This is a genomic window from Thalassospira sp. B30-1, from assembly GCF_015767575.1.
Classification (GTDB): domain Bacteria; phylum Pseudomonadota; class Alphaproteobacteria; order Rhodospirillales; family Thalassospiraceae; genus Thalassospira; species Thalassospira xiamenensis.
Window position 1 is genome coordinate 2,822,569 of the sequence record NZ_CP065232.1, and the last position, 22,432, is coordinate 2,845,000.

At 55.3% G+C, this 22,432-nt stretch carries 17 protein-coding genes, 1 tRNA gene and 2 rRNA genes (1 of these 20 cut by a window edge); 7 read left to right on the forward strand and 13 right to left on the reverse strand.

Annotation, left to right across the window (positions count from 1 at the left end; all coding sequences use genetic code 11):
- Window positions 1–16: 16 nt before the first annotated feature.
- The 6 genes from IT971_RS13570 to IT971_RS13595 all read right to left on the reverse strand — a co-directional run bounded on the left by IT971_RS13570 (window position 17) and on the right by IT971_RS13595 (window position 4,409).
- Window positions 17–364, reverse strand: a complete 348-nt coding sequence (locus IT971_RS13570; RefSeq protein ID WP_037989728.1) for a hypothetical protein — start codon at window positions 362–364, stop codon at window positions 17–19.
- A gap of 78 nt (window positions 365–442) precedes the next feature.
- On the reverse strand, window positions 443–724 hold the full coding sequence (locus tag IT971_RS13575; protein ID WP_063092672.1) for a GIY-YIG nuclease family protein: 282 nt from the start codon (window positions 722–724) through the stop codon (window positions 443–445).
- Window positions 725–777: 53 nt separating this feature from the next.
- Window positions 778–1,560: an SDR family oxidoreductase gene (locus tag IT971_RS13580; protein ID WP_063092671.1), complete on the reverse strand. Its 783-nt coding sequence runs from the start codon at window positions 1,558–1,560 to the stop codon at window positions 778–780.
- Between the two features lie 91 nt (window positions 1,561–1,651).
- Entirely contained in the window at window positions 1,652–2,314 is a 663-nt protein-coding gene (locus IT971_RS13585) for a 2-dehydro-3-deoxy-6-phosphogalactonate aldolase (RefSeq protein ID WP_063092670.1), read from the reverse strand.
- A 35-nt stretch (window positions 2,315–2,349) separates the two neighbouring features.
- Window positions 2,350–3,297: a 2-dehydro-3-deoxygalactonokinase gene (locus IT971_RS13590; protein WP_063092698.1), complete on the reverse strand. Its 948-nt coding sequence runs from the start codon at window positions 3,295–3,297 to the stop codon at window positions 2,350–2,352.
- Between the two features lie 143 nt (window positions 3,298–3,440).
- A complete protein-coding gene (locus IT971_RS13595; protein WP_063092669.1) occupies window positions 3,441–4,409 on the reverse strand; it encodes a cation diffusion facilitator family transporter in 969 nt (322 codons plus the stop codon).
- Window positions 4,410–5,232: 823 nt separating this feature from the next.
- Between IT971_RS13595 and IT971_RS13600 the strand changes: the two genes are divergently transcribed.
- The 3 genes from IT971_RS13600 (at window position 5,233) to IT971_RS13610 (ending at window position 9,426) form a co-directional block, all read left to right on the forward strand.
- Entirely contained in the window at window positions 5,233–6,507 is a 1,275-nt protein-coding gene (locus tag IT971_RS13600) for an SRPBCC family protein (RefSeq protein ID WP_007091361.1), read from the forward strand.
- On the forward strand, window positions 6,504–7,637 hold the full coding sequence (locus IT971_RS13605) for a hybrid-cluster NAD(P)-dependent oxidoreductase (protein WP_175494880.1): 1,134 nt from the start codon (window positions 6,504–6,506) through the stop codon (window positions 7,635–7,637). Before IT971_RS13600 ends, IT971_RS13605 begins: the two co-directional genes overlap by 4 nt.
- Window positions 7,638–7,797: 160 nt before the next feature.
- On the forward strand, window positions 7,798–9,426 hold the full coding sequence (locus tag IT971_RS13610; protein WP_063092668.1) for a BCCT family transporter: 1,629 nt from the start codon (window positions 7,798–7,800) through the stop codon (window positions 9,424–9,426).
- Between the two features lie 89 nt (window positions 9,427–9,515).
- Here IT971_RS13610 and IT971_RS13615 read toward each other — a convergent pair whose 3' ends face one another.
- Complete coding sequence (locus IT971_RS13615; RefSeq protein ID WP_063092667.1) at window positions 9,516–10,577, reverse strand: GlxA family transcriptional regulator; 1,062 nt, start codon at window positions 10,575–10,577, stop codon at window positions 9,516–9,518.
- Between the two features lie 184 nt (window positions 10,578–10,761).
- Between IT971_RS13615 and IT971_RS13620 the strand changes: the two genes are divergently transcribed.
- The 4 genes from IT971_RS13620 (at window position 10,762) to IT971_RS13635 (ending at window position 15,998) form a co-directional block, all read left to right on the forward strand.
- A complete protein-coding gene (locus IT971_RS13620) occupies window positions 10,762–11,511 on the forward strand; it encodes an electron transfer flavoprotein subunit beta/FixA family protein (protein ID WP_007091357.1) in 750 nt (249 codons plus the stop codon).
- Window positions 11,512–11,528: 17 nt separating this feature from the next.
- The gene (locus tag IT971_RS13625; RefSeq protein ID WP_063092666.1) at window positions 11,529–12,464 is read left to right on the forward strand and encodes an electron transfer flavoprotein subunit alpha/FixB family protein; all 936 of its coding nucleotides are present in this window, start codon (window positions 11,529–11,531) and stop codon (window positions 12,462–12,464) included.
- A gap of 36 nt (window positions 12,465–12,500) precedes the next feature.
- The gene (gene purU, locus IT971_RS13630) at window positions 12,501–13,358 is read left to right on the forward strand and encodes a formyltetrahydrofolate deformylase (protein ID WP_063092665.1); all 858 of its coding nucleotides are present in this window, start codon (window positions 12,501–12,503) and stop codon (window positions 13,356–13,358) included.
- A gap of 78 nt (window positions 13,359–13,436) precedes the next feature.
- The gene (locus IT971_RS13635) at window positions 13,437–15,998 is read left to right on the forward strand and encodes an FAD-dependent oxidoreductase (protein ID WP_063092664.1); all 2,562 of its coding nucleotides are present in this window, start codon (window positions 13,437–13,439) and stop codon (window positions 15,996–15,998) included.
- An 85-nt stretch (window positions 15,999–16,083) separates the two neighbouring features.
- Here the strand turns inward: IT971_RS13635 and fdhA are convergent, their stop codons facing one another.
- The 6 genes from fdhA to IT971_RS13665 all read right to left on the reverse strand — a co-directional run.
- Window positions 16,084–17,274, reverse strand: a complete 1,191-nt coding sequence (fdhA, locus tag IT971_RS13640; protein WP_063092663.1) for a formaldehyde dehydrogenase, glutathione-independent — start codon at window positions 17,272–17,274, stop codon at window positions 16,084–16,086.
- Window positions 17,275–17,678: 404 nt separating this feature from the next.
- Window positions 17,679–19,421 carry an Eco57I restriction-modification methylase domain-containing protein gene (locus IT971_RS13645; RefSeq protein ID WP_196871065.1) on the reverse strand — a complete coding sequence of 581 codons (1,743 nt, stop codon included), beginning with the start codon at window positions 19,419–19,421 and terminating at the stop codon, window positions 17,679–17,681.
- 48 nt (window positions 19,422–19,469) lie between these two features.
- Window positions 19,470–20,753 carry an N-6 DNA methylase gene (locus IT971_RS13650; RefSeq protein WP_196871066.1) on the reverse strand — a complete coding sequence of 428 codons (1,284 nt, stop codon included), beginning with the start codon at window positions 20,751–20,753 and terminating at the stop codon, window positions 19,470–19,472.
- Window positions 20,754–21,719: 966 nt separating this feature from the next.
- A tRNA-Met gene (locus IT971_RS13655) sits at window positions 21,720–21,796 on the reverse strand.
- 108 nt (window positions 21,797–21,904) lie between these two features.
- A 5S ribosomal RNA gene (gene rrf / locus IT971_RS13660) occupies window positions 21,905–22,019 on the reverse strand.
- Between the two features lie 120 nt (window positions 22,020–22,139).
- A 23S ribosomal RNA gene (locus IT971_RS13665) occupies window positions 22,140–22,432 on the reverse strand; it runs 2,457 nt beyond the window's last position.

Genomic DNA, 22,432 nt, shown 5'->3' on the forward strand with positions numbered 1-22,432 from the left:
GGTCTGGATTGACAGATCAATGATCTGATTCTTCGACAAAATTCTCGGAAAGGCCGGTATCATATTCCATGCCCTCGCGGGTCAGAACGATGCTGGCCGGATAGCCCTCGCGCGCCAGTCCCTTGCGGGCTAGGGCAACCCAGACCGCCGGATTGGCAAAGCCGCTGGCGTCGCGCGCGGCAACCACGAATTTCCCGACATGAACATGATCCCCATGCGCATGCGGAATACGCAAAAGGGTCGCATCACCCGTGGCTTCGTCAATCGATCCCGAATTCGGGTCCTTGGCGATAATCTGCGCCAGCACAAGCGTGCGCAGCTGCAGGTTATTGAGCTTCAGCGGATTTTTGCGTTGTACCGGCATGATGTCGTCCTGATGGTTTGAAACTGTTGGCCCAGATATCTGCGACTGCGCGCAAATATTCAAGCCCTGATTTGTTTATCACACGCCCCCTGCCAGCATTTTGCGCAATTTCCGGTCACGCTTTAAATGCCATTCGCGGCTCATCGCCTCGCCAAAGGTGCGGAACCGTTCGACATAAACAAGCTCCCACTGCCGACCACGTGTCGTCTTGGCTCCCTTGCCGCTGTTATGCGTCGCAAGCCGGGCCTCGACATCGGTTGACCAGCCAACATAGGTGCGCGGGCGGGGCACCTCCCGCTCGCGCAACACATAGACAAAGGTGAATGACGCCATGCTAGCACCACCCTTTGCGCCGGGCATTTGGTGATATCCTGGATTTCGTTGCAGACCGCCCTGTAGCGAAAGACGACATATCAGCCCATGGTCGAGTTGAAGGCACCACCATCTAGCAGAATGTTTTGACCAACCATAAACTTTGCATGCTCGCTGCACATGAAGGCACAGGTCGCCCCGAAATCAATCGGATCACCAAAACGCCCGGTCGGCAGCCCCGCCTGCGTTTTGGCGCGCGCCTCTTCAAGGCTGATATTCTCGTTCTTCGCCCGATTGGTCATCAATGCATTGATGCGATCCGTATCATGTTGGCCCGGCAACAGGTTGTTCATGATCACGCCATCCTTGGCCACCTGGCGCGCGGTTCCGGCCACAAAGCCGGTCAACCCGGCGCGTGCGGCATTCGAAAGGCCCAGATGAGGGATCGGCGATTTGACCGAACCCGATGTGATATTAACAATCCGGCCCCATTTGCGCGAAATCATGCCCGGCAAAACCGCCGTTGCCAACAGGATCGGGGTCAGCATGTTGGACTGAACCGCCGCTTCCCATTCGGCCTGTCCCCAGTCCGACCAGACACCGGGCGGCGGGCCACCGGCATTATTGACCAGAATATCGGGCATGCCTTCGGCCGCCAGAACCTTGTTGCGGCCCTCTTCGGTGGTGATGTCACACGCAACCGTGGTGACTTTCACCCCATATGTATCGCGGATATATTCCGCCGTTTCCTTTAACGGCCCTTCTGAGCGCGCATTCAGCGTCAGATCAACACCGGCTTCCGCCAGCTTGATCGCACAACCACGCCCAAGTCCCTTTGATGACGCACAGACAATCGCCTTGCGGCCCTTAATTCCCAGATCCAATGGATCCTCCCATTCTGGAATTCTTGCAATGGCAGGAATTTAGCCCGGCAATGACGCCCCGGTCAAACAGCCTTCCACAATCCGAAAGGCATTAGTCGCCAAACACCGCATCATGCGCCGCGACATAGGCTTTGGCGGCTTTTGAAACATCATCCGCCGTCATACCCGGCTTATAGATACCTGATCCAAGACCAAATCCATCACACCCCGCCTTGGCATAGACGGCAAAATCATCCGGGCCAACACCGCCGACGGCATAAACCGGCATATCGGCTGGCAGGACCGCACGAACCGCCTTGATCCCGTCTGATCCGATCACACTAGCCGGAAAGATTTTAAGCCCATCCGCCCCGGCCTTGATCGCGGCAAAGCATTCGGTGGGTGTAAGCACACCGGGCCACGATCCAAGGCCCAATTCCTTGGTTCTGGCGATCACCTCTATATCGCAATTGGGCGATACGATGAATTCGCCCTTGGCTGCCTTGACCCGTTCGGCGTCTTCGGGTGTTAAAACCGTCCCCGCCCCGATCAATGCCGCCGTACCGACTTCATCCTTCATCGCCGCAATGCTTTTAAGCGGCTCAGGGGAATTCAGCGGCACCTCGATCATCGTGATTCCGGCATCGACAAGCGCACGCGCCATCCCGGCCGCTTCATCGGGTTTCACCCCGCGCAGGATGGCAATCAGCTTGCGATGGGAAACCGGTTCCACCGCGTCCGTAATCTGTGAATTTACCGAAGTCGGATATGCCATGTTACACCTGCGAAACCTTGAAAAACAAAATACTGTTATGCATTGCGGATGGCCTGATGCGCCGCCGCAAGACCGGCAATCGTGATCGCCTGCCCATCAACGGCATGCGCATCAAACCCATGCACCGCCAACGCCTTGCGATACAAACCGGCAAGCTTGCCATCCCCGATCAGGGCAATCTGCGCATTTCCGTCCAGCGCGCCAACGACATCGGCAATTTCCGAACCGATCACAGCCCCGGAAAGAACCGCAGCACCCGCAACATTTGCGGCATTCGCATTGCCAACCAGCCCGCCTGCACGCACCGTAAACAGCTTGTGCAGGAAACCGGTCGGTGCATCGGATGCATCGCGTATCGCGGCCTCGAAAGTGGCATCATCCCATCGATCATCCATTGAATGGCGCAGGATCGATTGCCCGGAAAGCAGGGCAAAAACCTCGCCACTCATATAGGTTTTAAATCCAAGGATCGCTCCGCCCGAAACCCGCGCCCATTTCGAATGGGTGCCCGGCAAACAGACCCAACCATCAAATCCCGGCTGCGAGGCCATAAACCCGACAAGCTGGGTTTCCTCGCCCCGCATCACATCGGGATCATCGACCTGCTTAAGCCCCGGCAAAATCGCAACATCAATCCTTTGATCGGAAAGGACCGGTCGTACCGCGCCGGATGCCAATTCATCCGGGCGCACCGGCACAGAACAATACGGCGCTTCAAGCCACCCCTGCTTTGCCCCGGCCATGCCACAAATCACAACCCGCATCCGATCAGATGCCCCGGATGGCAACCACCGACCAATCAGATCGATCAGAACGCCCTCAAACCCAAGTGCCGCATCCGCCGCAATCGCATTCATGCCAAGCCGGCTTGAAACCTGATCAAGAATATTGGCACGATCATCCATCGCCCATGCCCGAACGTTGGATGTTCCCCAATCCACGGCAATCCATGCGGCGGAAGATTTAAGTTCCGATTGTGACACGGCCACCCTGCCCTCAAACGTTATGATTTGTTTGAATTCCTCATACTATTTGCAACAGGGCCGGTCAATCTGCGTCTGCACAGATGATCGGCTGAATGGCGGGATCATTGCACCCGATCATTGCACCCAATCACTGCGCCAGATCACTGAGCAAGAAGCTCCTGATGCGACCGCCAGTTTTGCGCTTCGATAAACACCTTCGCGACACCGGGAATGGTGGATCGGATATCGGCTTCGACCTGGGAAACGGTCGCCTCTATCTGGTTCGAACTGATATTGTCCTGAAAATCGACACTGATGCACACCATAAGGCTTTGCGGACCTTGATGCAGTGTAATGATTTCATTGGCGCGCTTGATCCCGGGAATGGCATTCACCATTGCAGTGATCTTTGACCGGGTTTCGGCCGTGGCACTTTCACCGATCAGCAATCCCTTGCATTCCACCGCAAGGAAGAACGCCGTAACCGCCAGAATGACGCCAATCGCAACCGATGCAATCCCGTCCAAAAGCGGCATATCAAGAACATACGCCGCCGATATCCCGAAAAAGGCAACGATCAGGCCAAGCATGGCCGCACTGTCTTCAAACAGGATGACGATCACGGTCGGATCTTTGGTATCGTGAATGGCCTTCAAAACTGGCGTATCGGGATGTTGCGTGACAAAGGCCCGGTAGGCTGTCCGGAACGCCAACCCTTCCAGCAGCATGGCAACCACAAGGATCGACAGCACGACATGATAGGTCATGACATCGAACCCGCCGATGCTGGCAACCATATGAATATCAAGCGCATGGGGATGAATGATCTTATCCACCCCTTCCCAGATCGAAACCCCCGCCCCAAGGCCAAAAATCATCACCGCCACCAGAAACGACCAGAAATAGGTTTCCTTGCCATAACCAAGCGGATGCTGCTTGTCGGGCTGCTTGTTCGACAGCCGGATACCAAGCAGAAGCAATCCCTGATTTCCGGTATCAACCAGCGAATGGATCCCTTCTGACATCATCGCGGCAGACCCGGTAACCGCCGCCCCGCCAAACTTGGCAACGGCGATCAAAAGATTGGCGGCAGCAGCCATATAAATGGCGCCTTTGGAAGAATGAGACATGATATGGTGGCTTCCGGGTTTTGTGGTTGTCAGGGTCAGGACCAGGGACTGGAAAGATTGTTGATCGGCCGATCTTCTTTGATCAGAAAATCCAGATTGCGCAACAGTCTAACCTGTTTTCACGAAATGTCATTGCTGGCAGAAAAATCAGGCCCAGACAGATGTGGGCGATTTTAAAACGTCGGTACGATTTTGATGTTCCCGCCCTCTAACGGAACACCCGTCACAAAACCCCGCCCAGGACGCCATATTCCATAAGGAATCATTCCTGTCCCTGATACGACCGGCGAAACCAAAACGCCCTGTTTTCAACGGATAACAACCGATCATGGCGATCTGACACCCAATGTTACACTCTTGCGTCGCAATTTTACTGTGTGATTGCCTCAAGGTTCCTGCCACCTGCCGTCCAATTCGCAATAGATTTTCAAATCTTTTTAATCGCCTGTTGTTCATCAAGGGCGAATGAAGAGCAGGTTACCTGCCGCATGAAAAGAGGGAGACTTTGGGTGCAATTGACAGCACGCGCCGCATACAAGACAGGCATCCCGTTTGCGGGCGCTTGTTTTTCAAGTATCTGCCCCCCTGTTGTGACCAACCGGGAAAGGGCCGAACTGCGCCACCGGGAAGCATTTCCATGTGCTTTTGCCTTGCCTGTTCGTTGCCGTGACAAACACCTGAAACCGGCCAATGATGTCGTCCGGAGACGGAAAATCACTGCTTCCTGTTTCATTGCACCCAAGACAGGTCCATCATTCACTCATTCCGCAAGGACCGACAAAGTCCTTCTCCCGTGACACCCTCATAAGTTGAGGTACCGATCATGCGTTTTTCTTCTGACATACAAGAACTCGTGTCGCGCCGCGAGAAAGGCAAAAGCCTTGAAGCGCCATTTTACAATGCCCCGGAAATCCTTGATCTGGATATAGAGGTCATTTTCAACCGGCACTGGATTTTCGTCGCGGTAGAGCCGGAACTGCCCGAACCGGGTGACTGCATCACGGTCGAGGTAGGCCGCGCATCGATCCTGCTTTTGCGCGGCGACGATATGGAAATCCGCGCGTTTCACAATGTATGTCGCCACCGTGGGGCAAAGCTGATCGACGAACGCGCCACGACAATCGGCAATATCGTGTGCCGCTATCACGGCTGGACCTATAACGAAGACGGCGATCTGATCCTGGCCGAACATATGGGGGCTGGCTTTGATAAAAGCTGTCACGGGCTTAAAGCCGTCCATATCCGTTCCATCGCCGGACTGATTTTCATCTGCCTTGCCGATGAAGCCCCCAAAGACATCGACGATATGGCCCGCGTGATGACGCCCTATATCGCACCGCACGACATCGCCAATTGCAAGGTTGCCTTCACCTCTGACCTGATCGAGGAAGGCAACTGGAAGCTGACGATGGAAAACAACCGCGAATGCTATCACTGCGAAGCCAACCATCCGCAACTGACCGTGCCGCTATCCGAATTCGGCTTTGGCTTTTCCCCCGATGAAATGGACGAACGCCGGTCCGAAGACGTCAAAAAATATACCAGCGCGATTGAAAACGAGCATAAACGCTGGGAATCCTGTGGCCTGCCATCGGCAGAGGAAGATCATCTTTCGGATATCACCGGCTTTCGCACCATGCGCCTGCCGCTGATGTGGGAAGGTGAATCTCACACCCTTGACACTAAGGTCGCCTCGAAAAAGCTGCTGGGCAAATTCACCGATCCGAAGCTGGGCGGGCTCAGCTTCTGGACGCATCCGAATTCCTGGCACCATTTCATGAGCGACCATATCGTCACCTTCTCGGTCCTGCCGCTATCAGCCGACCGCACGCTGGTGCGCACCACATGGCTTGTCCATAAGGACGCCATCGAAGGCGAAGATTACAATCTCGATAACCTGACCCAGGTCTGGAAAATGACCAACCAGCAGGACGCCGATCTTGTCCGTATTGCCCAGCTTGGCAGTGAACAGCCATCCTACGAACCCGGCCCCTATTCACGCTTTACCGAACCGCATGTCGAAGCATTCTGTGACTGGTATATCGCCCGGATGAATCAACATCTGGCCAAAGACAAATCCGGGGCGGCCACCAAATGATGACCCAGACCAATCCACCGGCACCCGGGCAAGCCGCCCCGTCCGGGGACGATGAAAACTTTACCGAGGCCACCCGCATCCCGCTTTGGGACCCGGAAAATGATGACGTTCTGGTCTGTCGGCAGGTGCGGCAGGAAACCCACGACGTAAAAACATTCGTCTTTTCAGCCCGCGAACCGCGCGCATTCCGCTTCTATCCGGGCCAATACATGACGTTTGAACTGCCCGTCGAAGGCATGGTCACGCGCAGTTACACGATTTCGGGATCTGCCGCCCGCCCCTACCGGATCGAGATCACGGTCAAACGCGTACCGGGCGGCCCCGGTTCGAACTGGCTGCATGACTATATGATGCCCGGCAAGGAAGTGAATGTTTCCGGCCCGTTCGGTGAATTCACCACCGATGCAACTGGCGAGGAAAAGCTCCTGTTCATTTCGGCAGGCAGCGGCATCACCCCGATGATGTCGATGACCCGCACGGCCTGCGATCTGTCCGAACCGTCCGATCTGTATTTCGTGCACGCGGCGCGCACCCCGGCCGACATCATTTTCCACAAGGAACTGTCGCTTCTTGCCACCCAGAACCCGGGCCTCAGAATTGCCTTCACCTGCAGCACCGCCGCCGCCCACCACAGCTGGACCGGCTATACCGGCCGCTTCAACATTCAGATGCTGTCGTTGATGCTGCCCGATTTCAAGGACCGCAAGGTGTTCTGCTGCGGCCCTGCCCCCTTCATGGAAGGTGTTCGCAACATGTTGCGCGATGCCGGTTTCGACATGGAGAAATATTACGAGGAAAGCTTCGACTTCGGCGCGGAAACAGCCGGAACATTTGAAGAGCCTGTCGCGGCCCCGGAAATCAGCGGCCAGACCTTCCGGGTGAGCTTCACCAAAACCGGCCACGTTGTCGAATGTGGTCCGGGCATGACCGTTCTTTCGGCGGCACGCGAGGCGGGGATATTGCCGATGTCCTCCTGCCAGCGCGGCATCTGCGGTACATGCAAGTCAAAACTGATTTCCGGTGAAGTCGATATGCAGCACGGTGGCGGTATCCGCCAGCGCGAAATAGATCAGGGCAAAGTCCTGATTTGTTGTTCGACACCTTTGTCGGACATCGAGGTCGAACTCTAGAACTCCAGACCTCTGCCTTACGCCCCGCACGTTACCAACAGCATAAATGAGCTCGCCTATTGGCGTGCGCGGCATCCTTTTATCCAAATCACAAGAAGGGTCCAATCAAAGGATCTCTCCTGACGGAATTTTTTCGCAGGTTCATAACAGGAGAAGCTTCATGAGTGACGTCAAAACACCGGCGGAAGAAACGCCGCCAGAAGGCCAGATTGATACAGACTACAATATCGGTCAGGACAATATCGAAGGGCATCTCGGCCCCATCGGGTTCGATATCCATAACCCCGTCTTTGCCGTCTCCGCCCTGACCGTCATCGCGTTCGTTGCCTACACACTGTTGATGCCAGAACAGGCAAATTCGGTTTTCAGCCTGTTGTTTTCAGAAGTCACCAAAGGCTTCGACTGGTTCTTCATCGGTGCCGCCGACATTTTCGTAATTCTCTGCCTTGTCGTCGTCGTCAGCCCCTATGGCAAGGTTCGGCTTGGCGGCAAGGACGCAACACCCGATTTCAGCTACCTAAGCTGGTTCTCCATGCTGTTTGCGGCCGGCATGGGAATCGGGCTTATGTTCTATGGTGTCTCGGAACCGCTAAGCCACTTCTCGTCTTCTCTGGGCGGGACTGCCGTGGGTGCCGATGGCATTCGCACCGACTGGGCCCCGCTGGGTGCCGCCGCCACACAGGACGAAGCCGTTCGTCTGGGCATGGCGGCATCGATTTTCCATTGGGCCCTTCACCCTTGGGCGATCTATGCCATCGTCGCACTCAGCCTTGCGCTCTTTAGCTATAACAAGGGTCTGCCGCTAACCATCCGTTCCGCCTTCTATCCGATCTTCGGTGAACGCGTCTGGGGATGGCCGGGGCATATCATTGATATTCTGGCTGTTTTCGCGACCCTTTTTGGTCTTGCCACCTCGCTTGGTCTTGGTGCGGTTCAGGCAAATTCCGGCTTTAACAAGCTGTTCGGAATGCCCATCGACACCACCTGGCAGGTGATCCTGATTGTCGGCATCACTTCCATCGCCCTGTTCTCGGTCGTTCGCGGTCTGGAATCCGGGGTGAAGCTGTTATCCGAAATCAATATGGGGATTGCCTTCCTGCTGTTCCTGTTCGTGCTTGTCGCGGGTCCGACCCTGCTTCTGGCAACCGATGTTTTTGACTTCCTGGGGGCATATCTTCAATATCTTCCGGCCCTGTCAAACCCGGTTGGCCGCGAAGATGTCAACTTCATGCAGGGATGGACATCGTTCTACTGGGCATGGTGGATTTCCTGGTCCCCGTTTGTCGGTATGTTCATCGCCCGTGTCAGCCGTGGCCGTACCGTGCGGGAATTCATCATCAGTGTCCTGCTGATCCCGTCGCTGGTCTGTGTGCTCTGGATGTCGATCTTTGGCGGTTCTGCCATCAGCCAGGTCGTTCGTGACGGCTACACCGCCGTGCAGGAAGCCGACCTTCCCGTGCAGCTCTTCACCATGCTTGATGCACTCCCTCTGGCGTCAATCACGTCCTTTATCGGGATCGTGCTTGTCATCGTTTTCTTTGTCACGTCCTCGGATTCCGGGTCGCTGGTCATTGATACGATTGCAGCCGGTGGCAAGGTCGACGCACCAATGCCGCAACGCGTCTTCTGGTGCGTGTTCGAAGGTCTGGTCGCGATTGTCCTGCTGCTCTCGGCAGGCGGTCTGAAATCATTGCAATCCATGGTGATTTCAACAGGATTGCCGTTTACGATTGTTCTGCTTGTGATGTGCGTTGCCATCTGGCGCGGACTTGCCAGCGAACCGCGCTGATCACGGTCTTTGATCACTGAAAAATGCCGCCCGGAAGGCTGATCTTCCGGGCGGCGTTTTCGTGTTCTGTCTGGTTTTTAACGTACCAGTTATGCGTCAACCAAAGCCGGTTCTGCATCGGCCACCGGGCGCCGCAATTCCTGTGGCGTGCAACCATACCGGCGGCGGAACATCCGGCTTAGATGTGATGAGTCGCAAAATCCGCAATCCACCGCCACCTGCGCCACCGACTTCTGGCTTTTCGCCATCAGGTAATGGGCCATATCAAGCCGGATATTGAGGAACGCCACCTGCGGCGATGTATCAAGCGAAAGCCTGAAATGGCGTTCAATCTGGCGTTTGCTGTTGCCCATCCGGCGCGCGATTTCCTGCACCGAAATCGGTGTGTCGATATTCTGCTGCATGATCAGCAAAGCCCGCTGCACAATCGGGTCCTGCGTTTTCAGATCAAGCGGAATACCCGGCTGCGGTTTTTCCGCCTGCAACGCATCATCAATGATCATGATATGCAGGCTTTTGCTGGCCTGTGCCCGCCCGACATGCTTGTCCACCAGATAGGCTGCAAGGTGAGCCGAACTGACCCCGCCCGAACAGGTCAGCCGATCCCGGTCAACGACAAAAATCTGATCGGCAACCGGATCAAGTCCCTCGAACTGTTCGATGAAATCGGAATGATGGAACCAGCTAACGCAACACCGATACCCGTCAAGCAACCCCGCCCGGTGCAACAGGAACGCCCCCGTGCATATCCCGACAAGCGGCACACCGGCCTCCGCCGCCTCGTGCAAAAACTTGTGATAGGCCGATCCAAGATTGGGCGTTTCTTCCATAAGCCCGCCAACCACGACGATATAATTGAATCGCCTTGGGTCGCCCAGCCGTTCCTTGGGCTGAACGATAATACCGCTGCTTGACGGCACCGGGTCCATGGTGTCGGACACCACCGTCCAGTTACACAGGATCGGTCGGCTGCGATCCCCTTCATCAGCCGCCAGTCTGAGCACATCGACAAAATTGGCAAAGGCACACAGCGTAAACCGCTTCGCCAGAATGAACCCGACCGAAAGCCGCGGCTTTTCGTGGTTCGACTTGCCCGCACCAGACGCATTCGCAGGACGCCCCGCTTTGACGCTTTGAGATCCGGAATACATGGCCCTAGACCCTCCGATGCAGACAAGGTTGCTGTATCTGTCGTAGCGATAATCCCGCTTTGACGCAAACATTCTATTTTCCGGCGCAAAAATTCGCCAAGCTATTTTTCAACAATACCAATAATGCGATTTCGCGGCGAAAGGATGAAATCCCCAAACCGCGATTTTATCAGGAAGGACGAAGATGAAGGTTCTCGTACCTGTAAAGCGGGTTGTTGATTACAACGTCAAAATCCGCGTCAAGGCAGACGGCACTGGTGTCGATCTTGCCAATGTCAAAATGTCGATGAACCCGTTTGACGAAATTGCCATCGAAGAAGCCGTGCGCCTGAAAGAATCCGGCAAGGCGAACGAAGTCGTCGCCGTTTCCATCGGCCCGGCACAGGCGCAGGAAACCCTGCGCACGGCCCTTGCCATGGGGGCGGATCGCGCCATCCTGATCACGGTCGATGGCCCCATCGAACCGCTATCTGTCGCCAAACTGCTCAAAGGCGTGGTTGCGGTCGAAAATCCAAACCTCGTCATCCTTGGCAAACAGGCGATTGACGATGACGCCAATCAGACCGGGCAAATGCTTTCCGCCCTGCTCGGCTGGTCGCAGGCAACCTTTGCCTCCGAACTTGACCTTGGCGATACCACCGCCAAGGTCACCCGCGAGGTTGATGGTGGCCTGCAGGCCATCGAAGTCACCCTGCCCGCCATCGTCACCGCCGATCTTCGCCTGAACGAGCCGCGCTATGCGTCGCTTCCCAACATCATGAAGGCCAAGAAAAAGCCGCTGGAAACCAGAACGCCCGATGATTTCGGCGTCACGGTTGCCCCGCGCCTTCGCGTGATCCGGGTCGAAGAACCCGCCGGTCGCACCGCCGGGATCAAGGTCGCCGGTGTAACCGATCTGATCGAAAAGCTCAAAGCCGAAGCTGGCGTCATCTGAACCGGGCGGAGATAAAAATGGCCATTCTTCTTTTTGCAGAACACGATAATCAATCCCTGTCCGATCAGACCGCCAAGGCATTAAGTGCTGCATCCCTGATTGGTGGCGATATCGACATTCTGGTCGCCGGAAAAAATGCTTCTTCCGTCGCCGATGCAGCGGCAAAACTTTCAGGTATTCGTGGCGTGCTGCTTGCAGAAAGCGACGCCCTTGAACACCGCCTTGCCGAACCGACCGCCGCCCTGATCGTCAATCTTTCAGGCGATTACGACACCATCCTCGCGCCAGCCACCACCACGGGCAAAAACGTATTGCCCCGCGTTGCCGCCCTTCTCGATGTCATGCAGGTTTCCGACGTGATCGAGGTTGTTTCCCCCGATACCTTCAAACGTCCGATCTATGCCGGCAACGCGATTGAAACCGTGCAGACGACTGATGCGACAAAGGTCCTCACGATCCGCACCACAAGCTTCGCCGCCGCCAATGGCGACAACGCCCCCGCCCCGATCAAAACCATCGATGCCGGATCGGACGCAACCGGTCTTTCAACCTTCCTTGAAAATATCCTGTCGAAAAATGATCGCCCGGAACTCGGTTCGGCCAAGATCATCGTATCGGGTGGCCGCGCCCTTGGTTCCGCCGAAAAGTTCCAGCAGGTCATGACACCGGTTGCCGACAAACTCGGCGCTGCCATCGGCGCATCCCGTGCCGCCGTGGATGCCGGTTATGCGTCAAATGATTTGCAGGTCGGCCAGACCGGCAAGGTCGTCGCCCCCGATCTTTACATCGCATGTGGCATTTCGGGTGCCATTCAGCACCTTGCGGGCATGAAGGATTCCAAAATCATCGTTGCGATCAATACCGACGAAGATGCACCGATCTTCCAGGTCGCGGATTATGGCATTGTGGGTGATCTGTTCGACATTCTTCCCGAACTGGAGCGTCAGCTCTGACACGAACGTCACACCCCTTTGAAACGGAGCACTCCAGTGAGCGAACATTCCTATACCCTGCGTATCGCCTGTGACGACCAGCCGGGCATTGTCGCAACCGTCGCCTCTGCCCTGGCATCGCGCGGGGCCAATATCATTGAATCCAACCAGTTCTGGGACCGTCAGACCAACCAGTTCTTTTTGCGCATCGCCACCAGCACACCGGAAAATGTCAGCAAGGCCGAAATCGAACTGATGCTGAACCCGGCGGTTGACCGCTTCAATATGAAGCTCAAGATCGATGATCTGTCCCGCCGTCCCAAGATCATCATCATGGTGTCCAAATTCGATCACGCGATGCTGCATCTGCTTTATCAGATCAAGGTCGGCTGGCTTGATGCCGAGGTCGCCGCCATCGTCTCGAACCACGAAGACGCGCGCAAAATCGCCGATCAGGAAGGCATCCCCTTCCATTACTGGCCGGTGAACAAGGAAAACAAGATCGAACAGGAAGCCAAACTTGCCGATCTGATCAAGGAAACCAAATCCGAACTGGTCGTCCTTGCCCGCTATATGCAGGTCCTGACCAACGATCTTTCAAGCCAGTTTTATGGCATGATCATCAATATTCACCACTCGTTCCTGCCGTCCTTCAAAGGGGCAAAGCCCTATCATCAGGCCTATGAACGCGGCGTGAAACTGATCGGGGCGACCGCGCACTATGTCACGCCCGACCTCGACGAAGGCCCGATCATCGAACAGGAAACCGAACGCGTCAGCCACGCCATGTCGGCCGAGGATTTCGTCGCCACCGGGCGCGATATCGAAGCCCGCGTTCTGGCCCGTGGTGTCAAATATCACCTCGAAGGCCGCGTGATGCTCAATAAAAACCGCACCGTAGTCTTCACTCAATAATTCTTCACCCAGTAATACCGCCAAAATTCCGCCGCCGCCGACACCAGATAACCATCGCAATAAGAAGGAAAGAGAGAAATGGCCGCATTTCCGAACAGGGCAAAAGTCGTTATCGTCGGCGTCGGCGGTATTGTCGGTGCATCGGTATCGCATCATCTGATCGAAAATGGCTGGGACGATATTGTCGGCATCGACAAATCCGGCATTCCGACCGATATCGGCTCGACCGCGCATGCGTCCGATTTCTGCTTTGCGACAAGCCACGATCTGCTGTCCTGCTGGACAACAATGTATTCCATCGATTTCTACGAAAAGATGGGCCATTACGCCCGCATCGGCGGGATCGAAGTTGCGCGCGTTGGCGATGATGCCCGCATGGCCGAACTCAAACGCCGCGTTGATTCCGGCAAGGCATTCGGAACCAACGTCAAAATCATCAGCGCGTCCGAGGCCAAGGAAAAATTCCCCCTTCTCGAAGAAGACCAGATTCAGGGTGCCATGTGGGACCCGGATGCCGGCCTTGTCATTCCGCGTTCGCAAACCGTGGCTGGCAAGCTGATCGATCAGGGTGTCGAAAGCGGCAAGCTCAAAATTTTCGCCAACACCTCCGCCCTTGAACTGATCACCGAAAATGGCCGCATCACCGGTGTTAAAACCGAACGCGGCACGATCCATGCCGATTATGTCGTCGTCTGTGCCGGTCTTTGGGGCCGCCTGATTGCCGAAATGGCCGGCGAAGATCTGCCGGTGATGCCGGTTGACCACCCGCTGACCTTCTTCGGGCCCTATAACGAATTTGCCGGAACAGGTGTTGAAATCGGCATGCCGCTTCTGCGCGATCAGGGGAATTCCGCCTATATGCGCGATACCGGCGATCCCAAAAGTACCGAGGGCGGCCAGATCGAATGGGGTTATTACTACGAAGAAAACCCGCGTCTGGTCCATCCGCGCGAAATCCTTGAAAAGGATCAGGCACGCCTGTCCCCGTCCCAGCGCGATCTTGAACTCGAAGACGTCATCGAACCGCTTGAACGCGCCATGGAACTGACCCCGATCCTGACCGAACTTGGCTTTAACGAAAGCCATTCCTTCAATGGTCTTCTGCAAACCTCGGCCGATGGTGGCCCTTCGATGGGCGAAAGCCAGAAGCTGCGCGGCCTTTGGTATGCGGTCGGCATCTGGATCAAGGACGGGCCGGGCATGGGCAAACTGATTGCCGACTGGATGACCCATGGCCGCACCCATGTCGATCACCATGCAATTGATTTCGCCCGCTTCAATGAATTCCAGCTCGACGAGAAATACATTTACGACCGCTGCTGGGAAACCGCGAAAAAGATCTATAACCCGCCGGTCCACCCGCGCGAGCCATTTTCAAAAGCCCGCGGCATTCGCCGCTCCCCCTTCTATGAACGCGAAGTCGAACTTGGCGGCTATTTCATGGAACTGGGCGGCTGGGAACGTGCGCACGGTTATGCCGCCAACGAACATCTGCTGGAAAAATACGCCGACCGGGTTCCGGTACGTGAAAATGAATGGGATACCCGCCATTTCTGGCGCGTTTCCAACGCCGAACAGCTCGCCATGAGTGACGATTGCGGCATCATCAACCTGTCGCACTTCCACATGACCGATATCGAAGGCCCGGATCATGTCGAACTCATGGAATGGCTCTGTGCCGCCAAAGTCGGCGGGGATGCCAATATCGGCAAGGGTATCTATACCCACATGCTCGATGACGAGGGCATGGTCCGTGCCGACTTTACCGTCTTCCGCATGGCCGATCGCTGCCGTCTGGTCAATGGTGCCGATGCCGGTCCGCGTGACCTGATCTATATGCGCCGCATGGCACAGGACAAGGGCTGGGACGTCACCATCACCGACGTCACCGAAAAATTCACCACGATTGGTATCTGGGGCCCGAACGCACGCGAAAACCTTAAAAAGGTTGTTGCCGCCCCCGAAGAACTCGATATCGAAAACTTCCCGTTTGCCGCCATCCGCCAGATCAGCATTGCCGGTAAAACCGTCACCGCATTCCGCATTTCCTATGTCGGGGAACAGGGGTGGGAGCTTCATATGCGCTACGAAGACGGTCTTGCCGTCTGGGATGCGCTGCGCGGCATTGGGGTGATGGCCGTGGGTGTTGAAACCTACGCCAACTCGCGCCGTCTGGAAAAATCACTGCGCCTGCAAAACGCCGATCTGCACACGCAATATAACCTGATCGAAGCCGCCCTCGCCCGCCCAAAGGTCAAAGAGGCCGATTTCCGTGGCAAGGCAAAGCATGTCGAATATCGCGAACGCGATCATCAACCGGCCATGCTCTGCACCCTTGTCATGACAGACAACATTGATGCCAACGGGGTGGCGCGCTACCCGGTCGGCAATCTGCCGGTCATGGACCCGGACACCGGCAAAACCCTGATCGATGAACTGGGCCGTCGGTCCTATACGACCTCCATCGCATTCGGCCCCAGCATCGGCAAAAACATCGCCCTTGCCTATCTGCCGTGGGATTATTGCCAGGAAGGCCGCAAACTGACCGTCTCCTATTTTGACGAAATCTATCCCGTCGAAGTCGTCGGCATCGGCTACAAACCGCTTTACGACCCGGAAAACCTCAAACCGCGCAGCTAATCATCCGCGCAAGCGCGCAAAAAAGAACGGGAGCCACCGCTGGCTCCCGTTTTTCGTTTCAATCGGGTTAGTCCAAGCCTCCCGACTAGCTGGCCTTCGCCAGAACATCATGCGGATCAAGCACGAATTTCTTGGCCGCTCCCTGGTCAAAGCTTTCATAGCCCTTCGCCGCATCGTCAAGCGAGATCACCTGCGCATTGACGATATCGGCAATCTTCAGGCGGTCATGCAGGATCGCCTGCATCAGTTGCCGGTTATATTTGATCACCGGCGTCTGCCCGGTATGGAACGACTGCGCCTTGGCCCAGCCCAACCCGAACCGCAATGACAGACTGCCCTGCCTGGCCGCATCATCGACCGCACCGGGATCTTCGGTCACATAAAGCCCCGGAATGCCGATGGAACCGGCCGCACGTGTGATTTCCATCATCTGGTTCAGGACAATGGCCGGCTGTTCGCCGCCACTATGCCCGCGGGCTTCAAACCCGACCGCATCGATGGCGCTGTCGACTTCCGGGCTTCCGGTGATCTCGGCAATCATTTCGCCCAGACGGTCACTTTGCGACAGATCGACCGCCTCAAAGCCCATCTTCGATGCATGCGCCAGACGTTCCTTGTTGAAATCACCGACCATCACGACGGCGGCACCCAGGATACGCGCCGACGCGGCGGCTGCCATCCCGACCGGCCCGGCACCGGCAACATAAACGATGGACCCGACACCAACACCGGCCTGCACCGCACCGTGGAACCCGGTCGGCAGAATGTCGGACAGCATCGTCAGGTCGCGGATTTTATCCATCGCCTGTTCACGGTCGGGGAATTTCAAAAGGTTGAAATCAGCATAGGGCACCATGACATAACGCGCCTGCCCGCCGATCCAGCCACCCATATCGACATAACCATAGGCACCCCCGGCCCGCGCCGGGTTCACCGTCAGGCACACACCGGTATCCTGCGATTTGCAGCACCGGCACCGCCCGCAGGCAACATTGAACGGGACCGATACGATATCCCCGATCTCAAGCTGCTCGACGTCGCTGCCCTTCTCGATGATCTCGCCGGTGATTTCGTGCCCCAGAACCAGCCCCGGCTCCGCGGTCGTGCGGCCGCGCACCATATGCTGGTCCGATCCGCAAATGTTGGTGCTGATCACTTTCAGAATGACGGCATGGTCAAGCTTCCGGCCATTCGGCGATGCCATCACCGGATCGGCAATATTCCTGACCTCGACCTTGCCGGGCCCGACATACACCACACCTCTGTTGCTGCTCATCTGCTTCCTCCTCCGATTATATGACGCCGGAATTACTTCCCGGCCTTCCATTCCAATCAGCAGGCTCCTGCCCGGAAAACGGAGGACAAAAACCATCCTATGATTGCAATTTCAAAGGATAACAAAACTCGGAGGATATGGACTGAACGAATACGACGAATGGAGAGTACCATTGCGCATGGGGGATGTGTGGAGCCTATAAGGGCGACACGCTTATGCCAAGGGCGACAAGCTCGTCGCTGAGTTCTTGGCGGATTCGGTCAAATTGATGAATGCGGATCGGTTTGATCTGGCGTAAGGGTTTAGGCTTTTGAGATGGTTTGGATTGGAGCGTTTGGGCTCTGACGAAAGCCCCCCGGTCGGGGGGCTTTATATCACTCAAGAGATGGTTAGTTGCTACCGGCCTAAATTCCTAAAAGCGTCCGCTCTTCGATCGTCAGCCCGTAGAGGTCGGCAACCTTCTTATTGATCTTCTGAGTCAACCGAGTTATTGCCCTTTGGGCATTGGTTCTAATTTGGCCTGTCGTAGCCGTCTTGGAGGTCTCGTATGCCTCCACTAGAGCCTTAGCATCGGCTACAATTGCGTCATGGATTGCCTTCTCACCTGTATCCCTGAAGTTGACACAGTAAATCGGGATCGGATTGAGGTTTTCATGGAAATAGCGGTAGTAACCACCTTGAAACCGGGTACTAACCTTGCGCCAAAAAAAGTCTAGGATTGGGCTATTTAGCAAGGCCATAACATACCAAAGAGATACCTTGGTGGTTTCCTTCAAGGTGATACCCCACCCGCTCGTTAGCACATATTGCCCTTGGTCATCTATTGCCACTGCGGCAGAGTTCGCGGTGTCCGGCACGACGAGCTTAGGGGAGGTCATGACCTCGAGATTCTTTGGATAGATGTATCCGTACCAGTTTGGTTTACCTCGAAGACGCCCCCTTTCTCGGTCTTCAAGTGGCTCCTTGCATTTAGTGAGATAGTCAAATGTCTTCTTGTAGATTTTTCTCATGGTGGCTTCCTCGATGATGTACGCCTTCCCCTGAGCAACTGTGTAAGGAACGATAACGGCCTGACCTGGTGCACTCAAGCTGTAAGCTTTCGCTGCTTTGCCATCAAGAAAACGCTTTGCAAGCGGTAGATTTACAGTAACCCGCTTATCTAACTCCACAGAATGCCCTTCCACGGTGGCTTCAGTAGGATGTTCAGTAACATCATGAAGCACGTAGACCTGATTGCGGCTCGTTCGGATGCCTTGCCCAATGTTTTGGATGATACTGCTCAGTGGCTTAGTCCCCCTGAGCCCCTTCAGCCGCTCATACAAGGCACGCTCTTTGTCATCGTGAACAACCACCCACAGGTCAGAGGAAAGGGTATTTGCCGGGAACTGCTTGCGACCGGCCCCCGGTTCGAGACGCCATGTGTGCAACTCCTTCACCTCGGTATGATAGAATTTGGTATTCCGGTTTTTACTCATAAAAAGCAAGGTCGTGTAGGTAGTGGCATCTTTGAAAACCTGCTGATCGGTGAAGTCAACAAGTTCGAAGAGGTGTCTTCCTTGGGTGATCATCCCTCGGAGCGCCCGTCCGTATTTAGCTGTAAAGAACTTGTTGGGAAGGATGAATCCCATCCGACCTTTTTCATGCAGAAGGTCAAGCGCCTTCTCGACAAACAGAACGTATATGTCGTAGCTCCCCATGGAGCCGGTTTGGTACTGCTCTTTGAAGTACTCAACCTCTTCGGGGTTTCGCTTCTGCATTTCCTGAATGCGGATGTAAGGGGGATTCCCGATCACAGCGTCAAAACCGCTGATCCCCTTAAACTCACTGCTCCAGTCAAATGCATTGATTCGCACCTGCTTCTCTTCGGGGAAAAGTGCCATCTCTTTCCCATCGTAGAAGCTTCCTTCGATAAGACTGTTTCCACATTTGATGTTGTCCGCGAGGTCAGGCAGAGCCCGCTCATGAAACATCTTGAGCTGAGCATTGATGGCTTCTTCGCTTTCACCTTCAAGCACTTTCAATAACAAGGACAGCTTAGTGACCTCGACCGCCTGAGGATCAAGGTCCACACCATAGATGTTATTGAGAAGGATAGCTCGGCGTTCGGTCGTCGTCAGTCGCCATTCGCCAGCGCTGGTTTGATGCAACTTCGGTCGACTGCCTCTAGAATGCTTTTTGGCATCATCCTTAATGTATCATGCGGTGTGCCAATCAATCAGGTACTGATAGGCACTGATGAGGAATGACCCCGATCCACAGGCCGGGTCCAGAATGCGAAGAGCCGGTGCCTTACCGCCGCCCGCTATTACGTTGGGAGACTTGCCCTTCAGTAATGGATCTAGGATCGTCTTGACGATGCGCTCAACGATGTAGACTGGAGTATAATAGACGCCTCCCGCCTTTCTAACCTCTGGCTTTTCCTCAATGGTGGCTCGCTTAGCCTTGGTTTGAATGACTTTGCCGAGAAACCTCTCGTAAACTTGCCCAAGAATGTCCGGCGAAAGCACGGAGAATTCATATGGCGAGTCCGGGAAATACAGTCGTCCCAGAATCTCCTTCAGCGGCTTATCGTCGATTTTCAAGCCAAGTGTGAAGGTATCTAGGGTTTCGGGCGAGCCGTCACCCTTCTTGAAGTGGAACAGACCAGAGTTGTAGCGGTCATCTGCGTCTTTGAAGGCGTCGCAAAGCTTCTTGTAGACCTCCTTTTGCGAACCAATCTTGCCAAGCTTCTGATAAGGTTCAATACCTCGATCCTCACAGATTCGTAGGAAGATGATCCTGTCAATCGTTTTCTGAACCGCCTCGTTTAGCTCCGGCTGCGAAAGATGATTGTTTCGAAGGTAAATGTTTTTTGCAAGAGTTGCACGCCATCCCTCAATCTCGGCGAGGAAAGCTTCATCGACTTCAAGCGTACCTTTCTTCTTAGATAAATCGTCAGCCCACTTGTCGAAGCCACCTTTGAAGATAGCGTCCTTCGAGAAAACCGAGGCGATCTCGCCCCACCTATCTTCATATTCGTCATACCGCATATAGAGAATGCGGCCGACGCCTGCCTTGTCGGTCTTCTTTGGCTTGATCCGAGTGTCATAGACCGAAAACTCTTCGAAATCGGTCAAGATGCTCAGCGAGAGCTTGGCGCTCCAAGCATAGCGACGAAGCTGGTAAGCCGGATCAAGGTCGTCCTTAATGTTCACCCACGGCTTTTTCGCCTCAAGGAAGAACTTACGCACGCCACCTATGCGAAATGAGTAGTCAGGAGCCTTGCTTTTTCCGCCAATCTTCAGCGTATCTTCGTGTACAACCTCTTTGTATTGCTGCGCGAACCCCTGGTGGTTCCCCATGTCCCAACCTAGTTCCTCGAAGAAAGGGTCAATAAGCTCTTTCCGGGCTTGGGCTTCCTTGAAAGCTGGGTTCTTATACGCCTCTTTGTTGTCCTCAAAGAGTGCAACTAGCTCACGAATGCGCTTCGGAACCTGCATGACTCTCTCCCTCCCCCCTGACTCGCATTAAAGTTTCAATAGGATAGCGTCATTATCTTCTGCTGCAAAGTACGGACGCTGGAGATTGAAGCCCACCACAGTGGTGAGCGCGCAATCCGGACCGCCGCCAGCCGATGATCGATGCGACGGCAGAGCACCCACCCTAAACCGGAATTCTCACAACCACTGAAGTCCGGACAAACCTTGGGCTTCCGCAATCCTCGCCAACAGGCGACCTTCGGGCTCCCTGCTCGCTCCGATCACTTCTGGCCATGGATCACTTTTCGGCAACCGATGAAGCCCGGACAAACTTCGGGCGCACGGGCCCCACCGGTCCACCATTGACAGGTCACAGATCACCGCTGCCCGCTGCTGCCATTGCTGCCATTGCTGCCGTTCCCGGCAAATCTAACGCTCCTTTTCCAACAAGACGCACCTCTCCCGTCATGACAAATGACCGGGTTAGTCCCCTTAGTCCTTGGGCAGAATGCCGCCGTAATGGCTCCGCCATCCGCCGCCCCATATCCTGCGGAGCACCCCGCCGCCCGGCCCGTGTCTATGTCCGTCTCTTTGCCGCTGCATCCTGATCACCTCTTTCATCCGGCCCCAAACGCAAAAACCCGCAAGGCTCAAGGCCTCGCGGGTTTCTGTCCGGGTGCATTTCTCCCGTTGACTTTTCTCTTATGCCACAAATAAAAGAACAAATCAAGAACTTTTTGAAAAAAGATATGGGGGAGCGGATTACTGTCAGTTTTTTTTGGGGGGGGTGGAACCTCCGCAGTCTGCGCGCGGGCTCCCGCCCGTGCTCAACCTTCGGCTTAAAATCGCTCCACTGGAGCGATTTCTTCACAGCCTCAGCCTTCAAGTTATGAGCACAGGCCCATAACGCAGGAAGATCAGAGGTTTAAAGGCTCTTCACGTGATCAAATAAAAAAAGCGGCCCCGGAAGGGACCGCCTTTTTTATTTGGTTGCGGGGAGAGGATTTGAACCTCTGACCTTCAGGTTATGAGCCTGACGAGCTACCGGGCTGCTCCACCCCGCGTCAGGGTGATGATTAACCGGTGGGTTAAACAGATAACGCCGCATCATGGAGTGAGGCGGCGCTGGATGTTTTGTGTGATTAGGGAATATTTTGAGCTGTGTTTGGAAGGCCCGGCGGTGACCTACTCTCCCGTGCCTTAAGACAAAGTACCATCGGCGCAGGCAGGTTTCACTTCTGAGTTCGGGATGGGATCAGGTGGTTCCCGGCCGCTATGGCCACCGGGCCGTCGAAACACAGCGAAGAGATCGGAGTTTTTGTGATGTGCGATATTGGATGTTTTGTATTTTGCATGGCGGGTTTTACCGCTGCGCAAGAAGTCAGAATGTTCAATTAGCAAGAGGGATCAATCAAGCCGATCGATCAATTAGTACTGGTTAGCTTCACGTGTTGCCACGCTTCCACACCCAGCCTATCAACCTGGTGGTCTTCCAGGGATCTGATAGGGATACCTAGTCTTGAAGGGGGCTTCCCGCTTAGATGCTTTCAGCGGTTATCCCTTCCGCACTTAGCTACCCGGCGATGCTCCTGGCGGAACAACCGGTACACCAGAGGTGCGTCCATCCCGGTCCTCTCGTACTAGGGACAGCTCTTCTCAAGTATCCTACGCCCACGGCAGATAGGGACCGAACTGTCTCA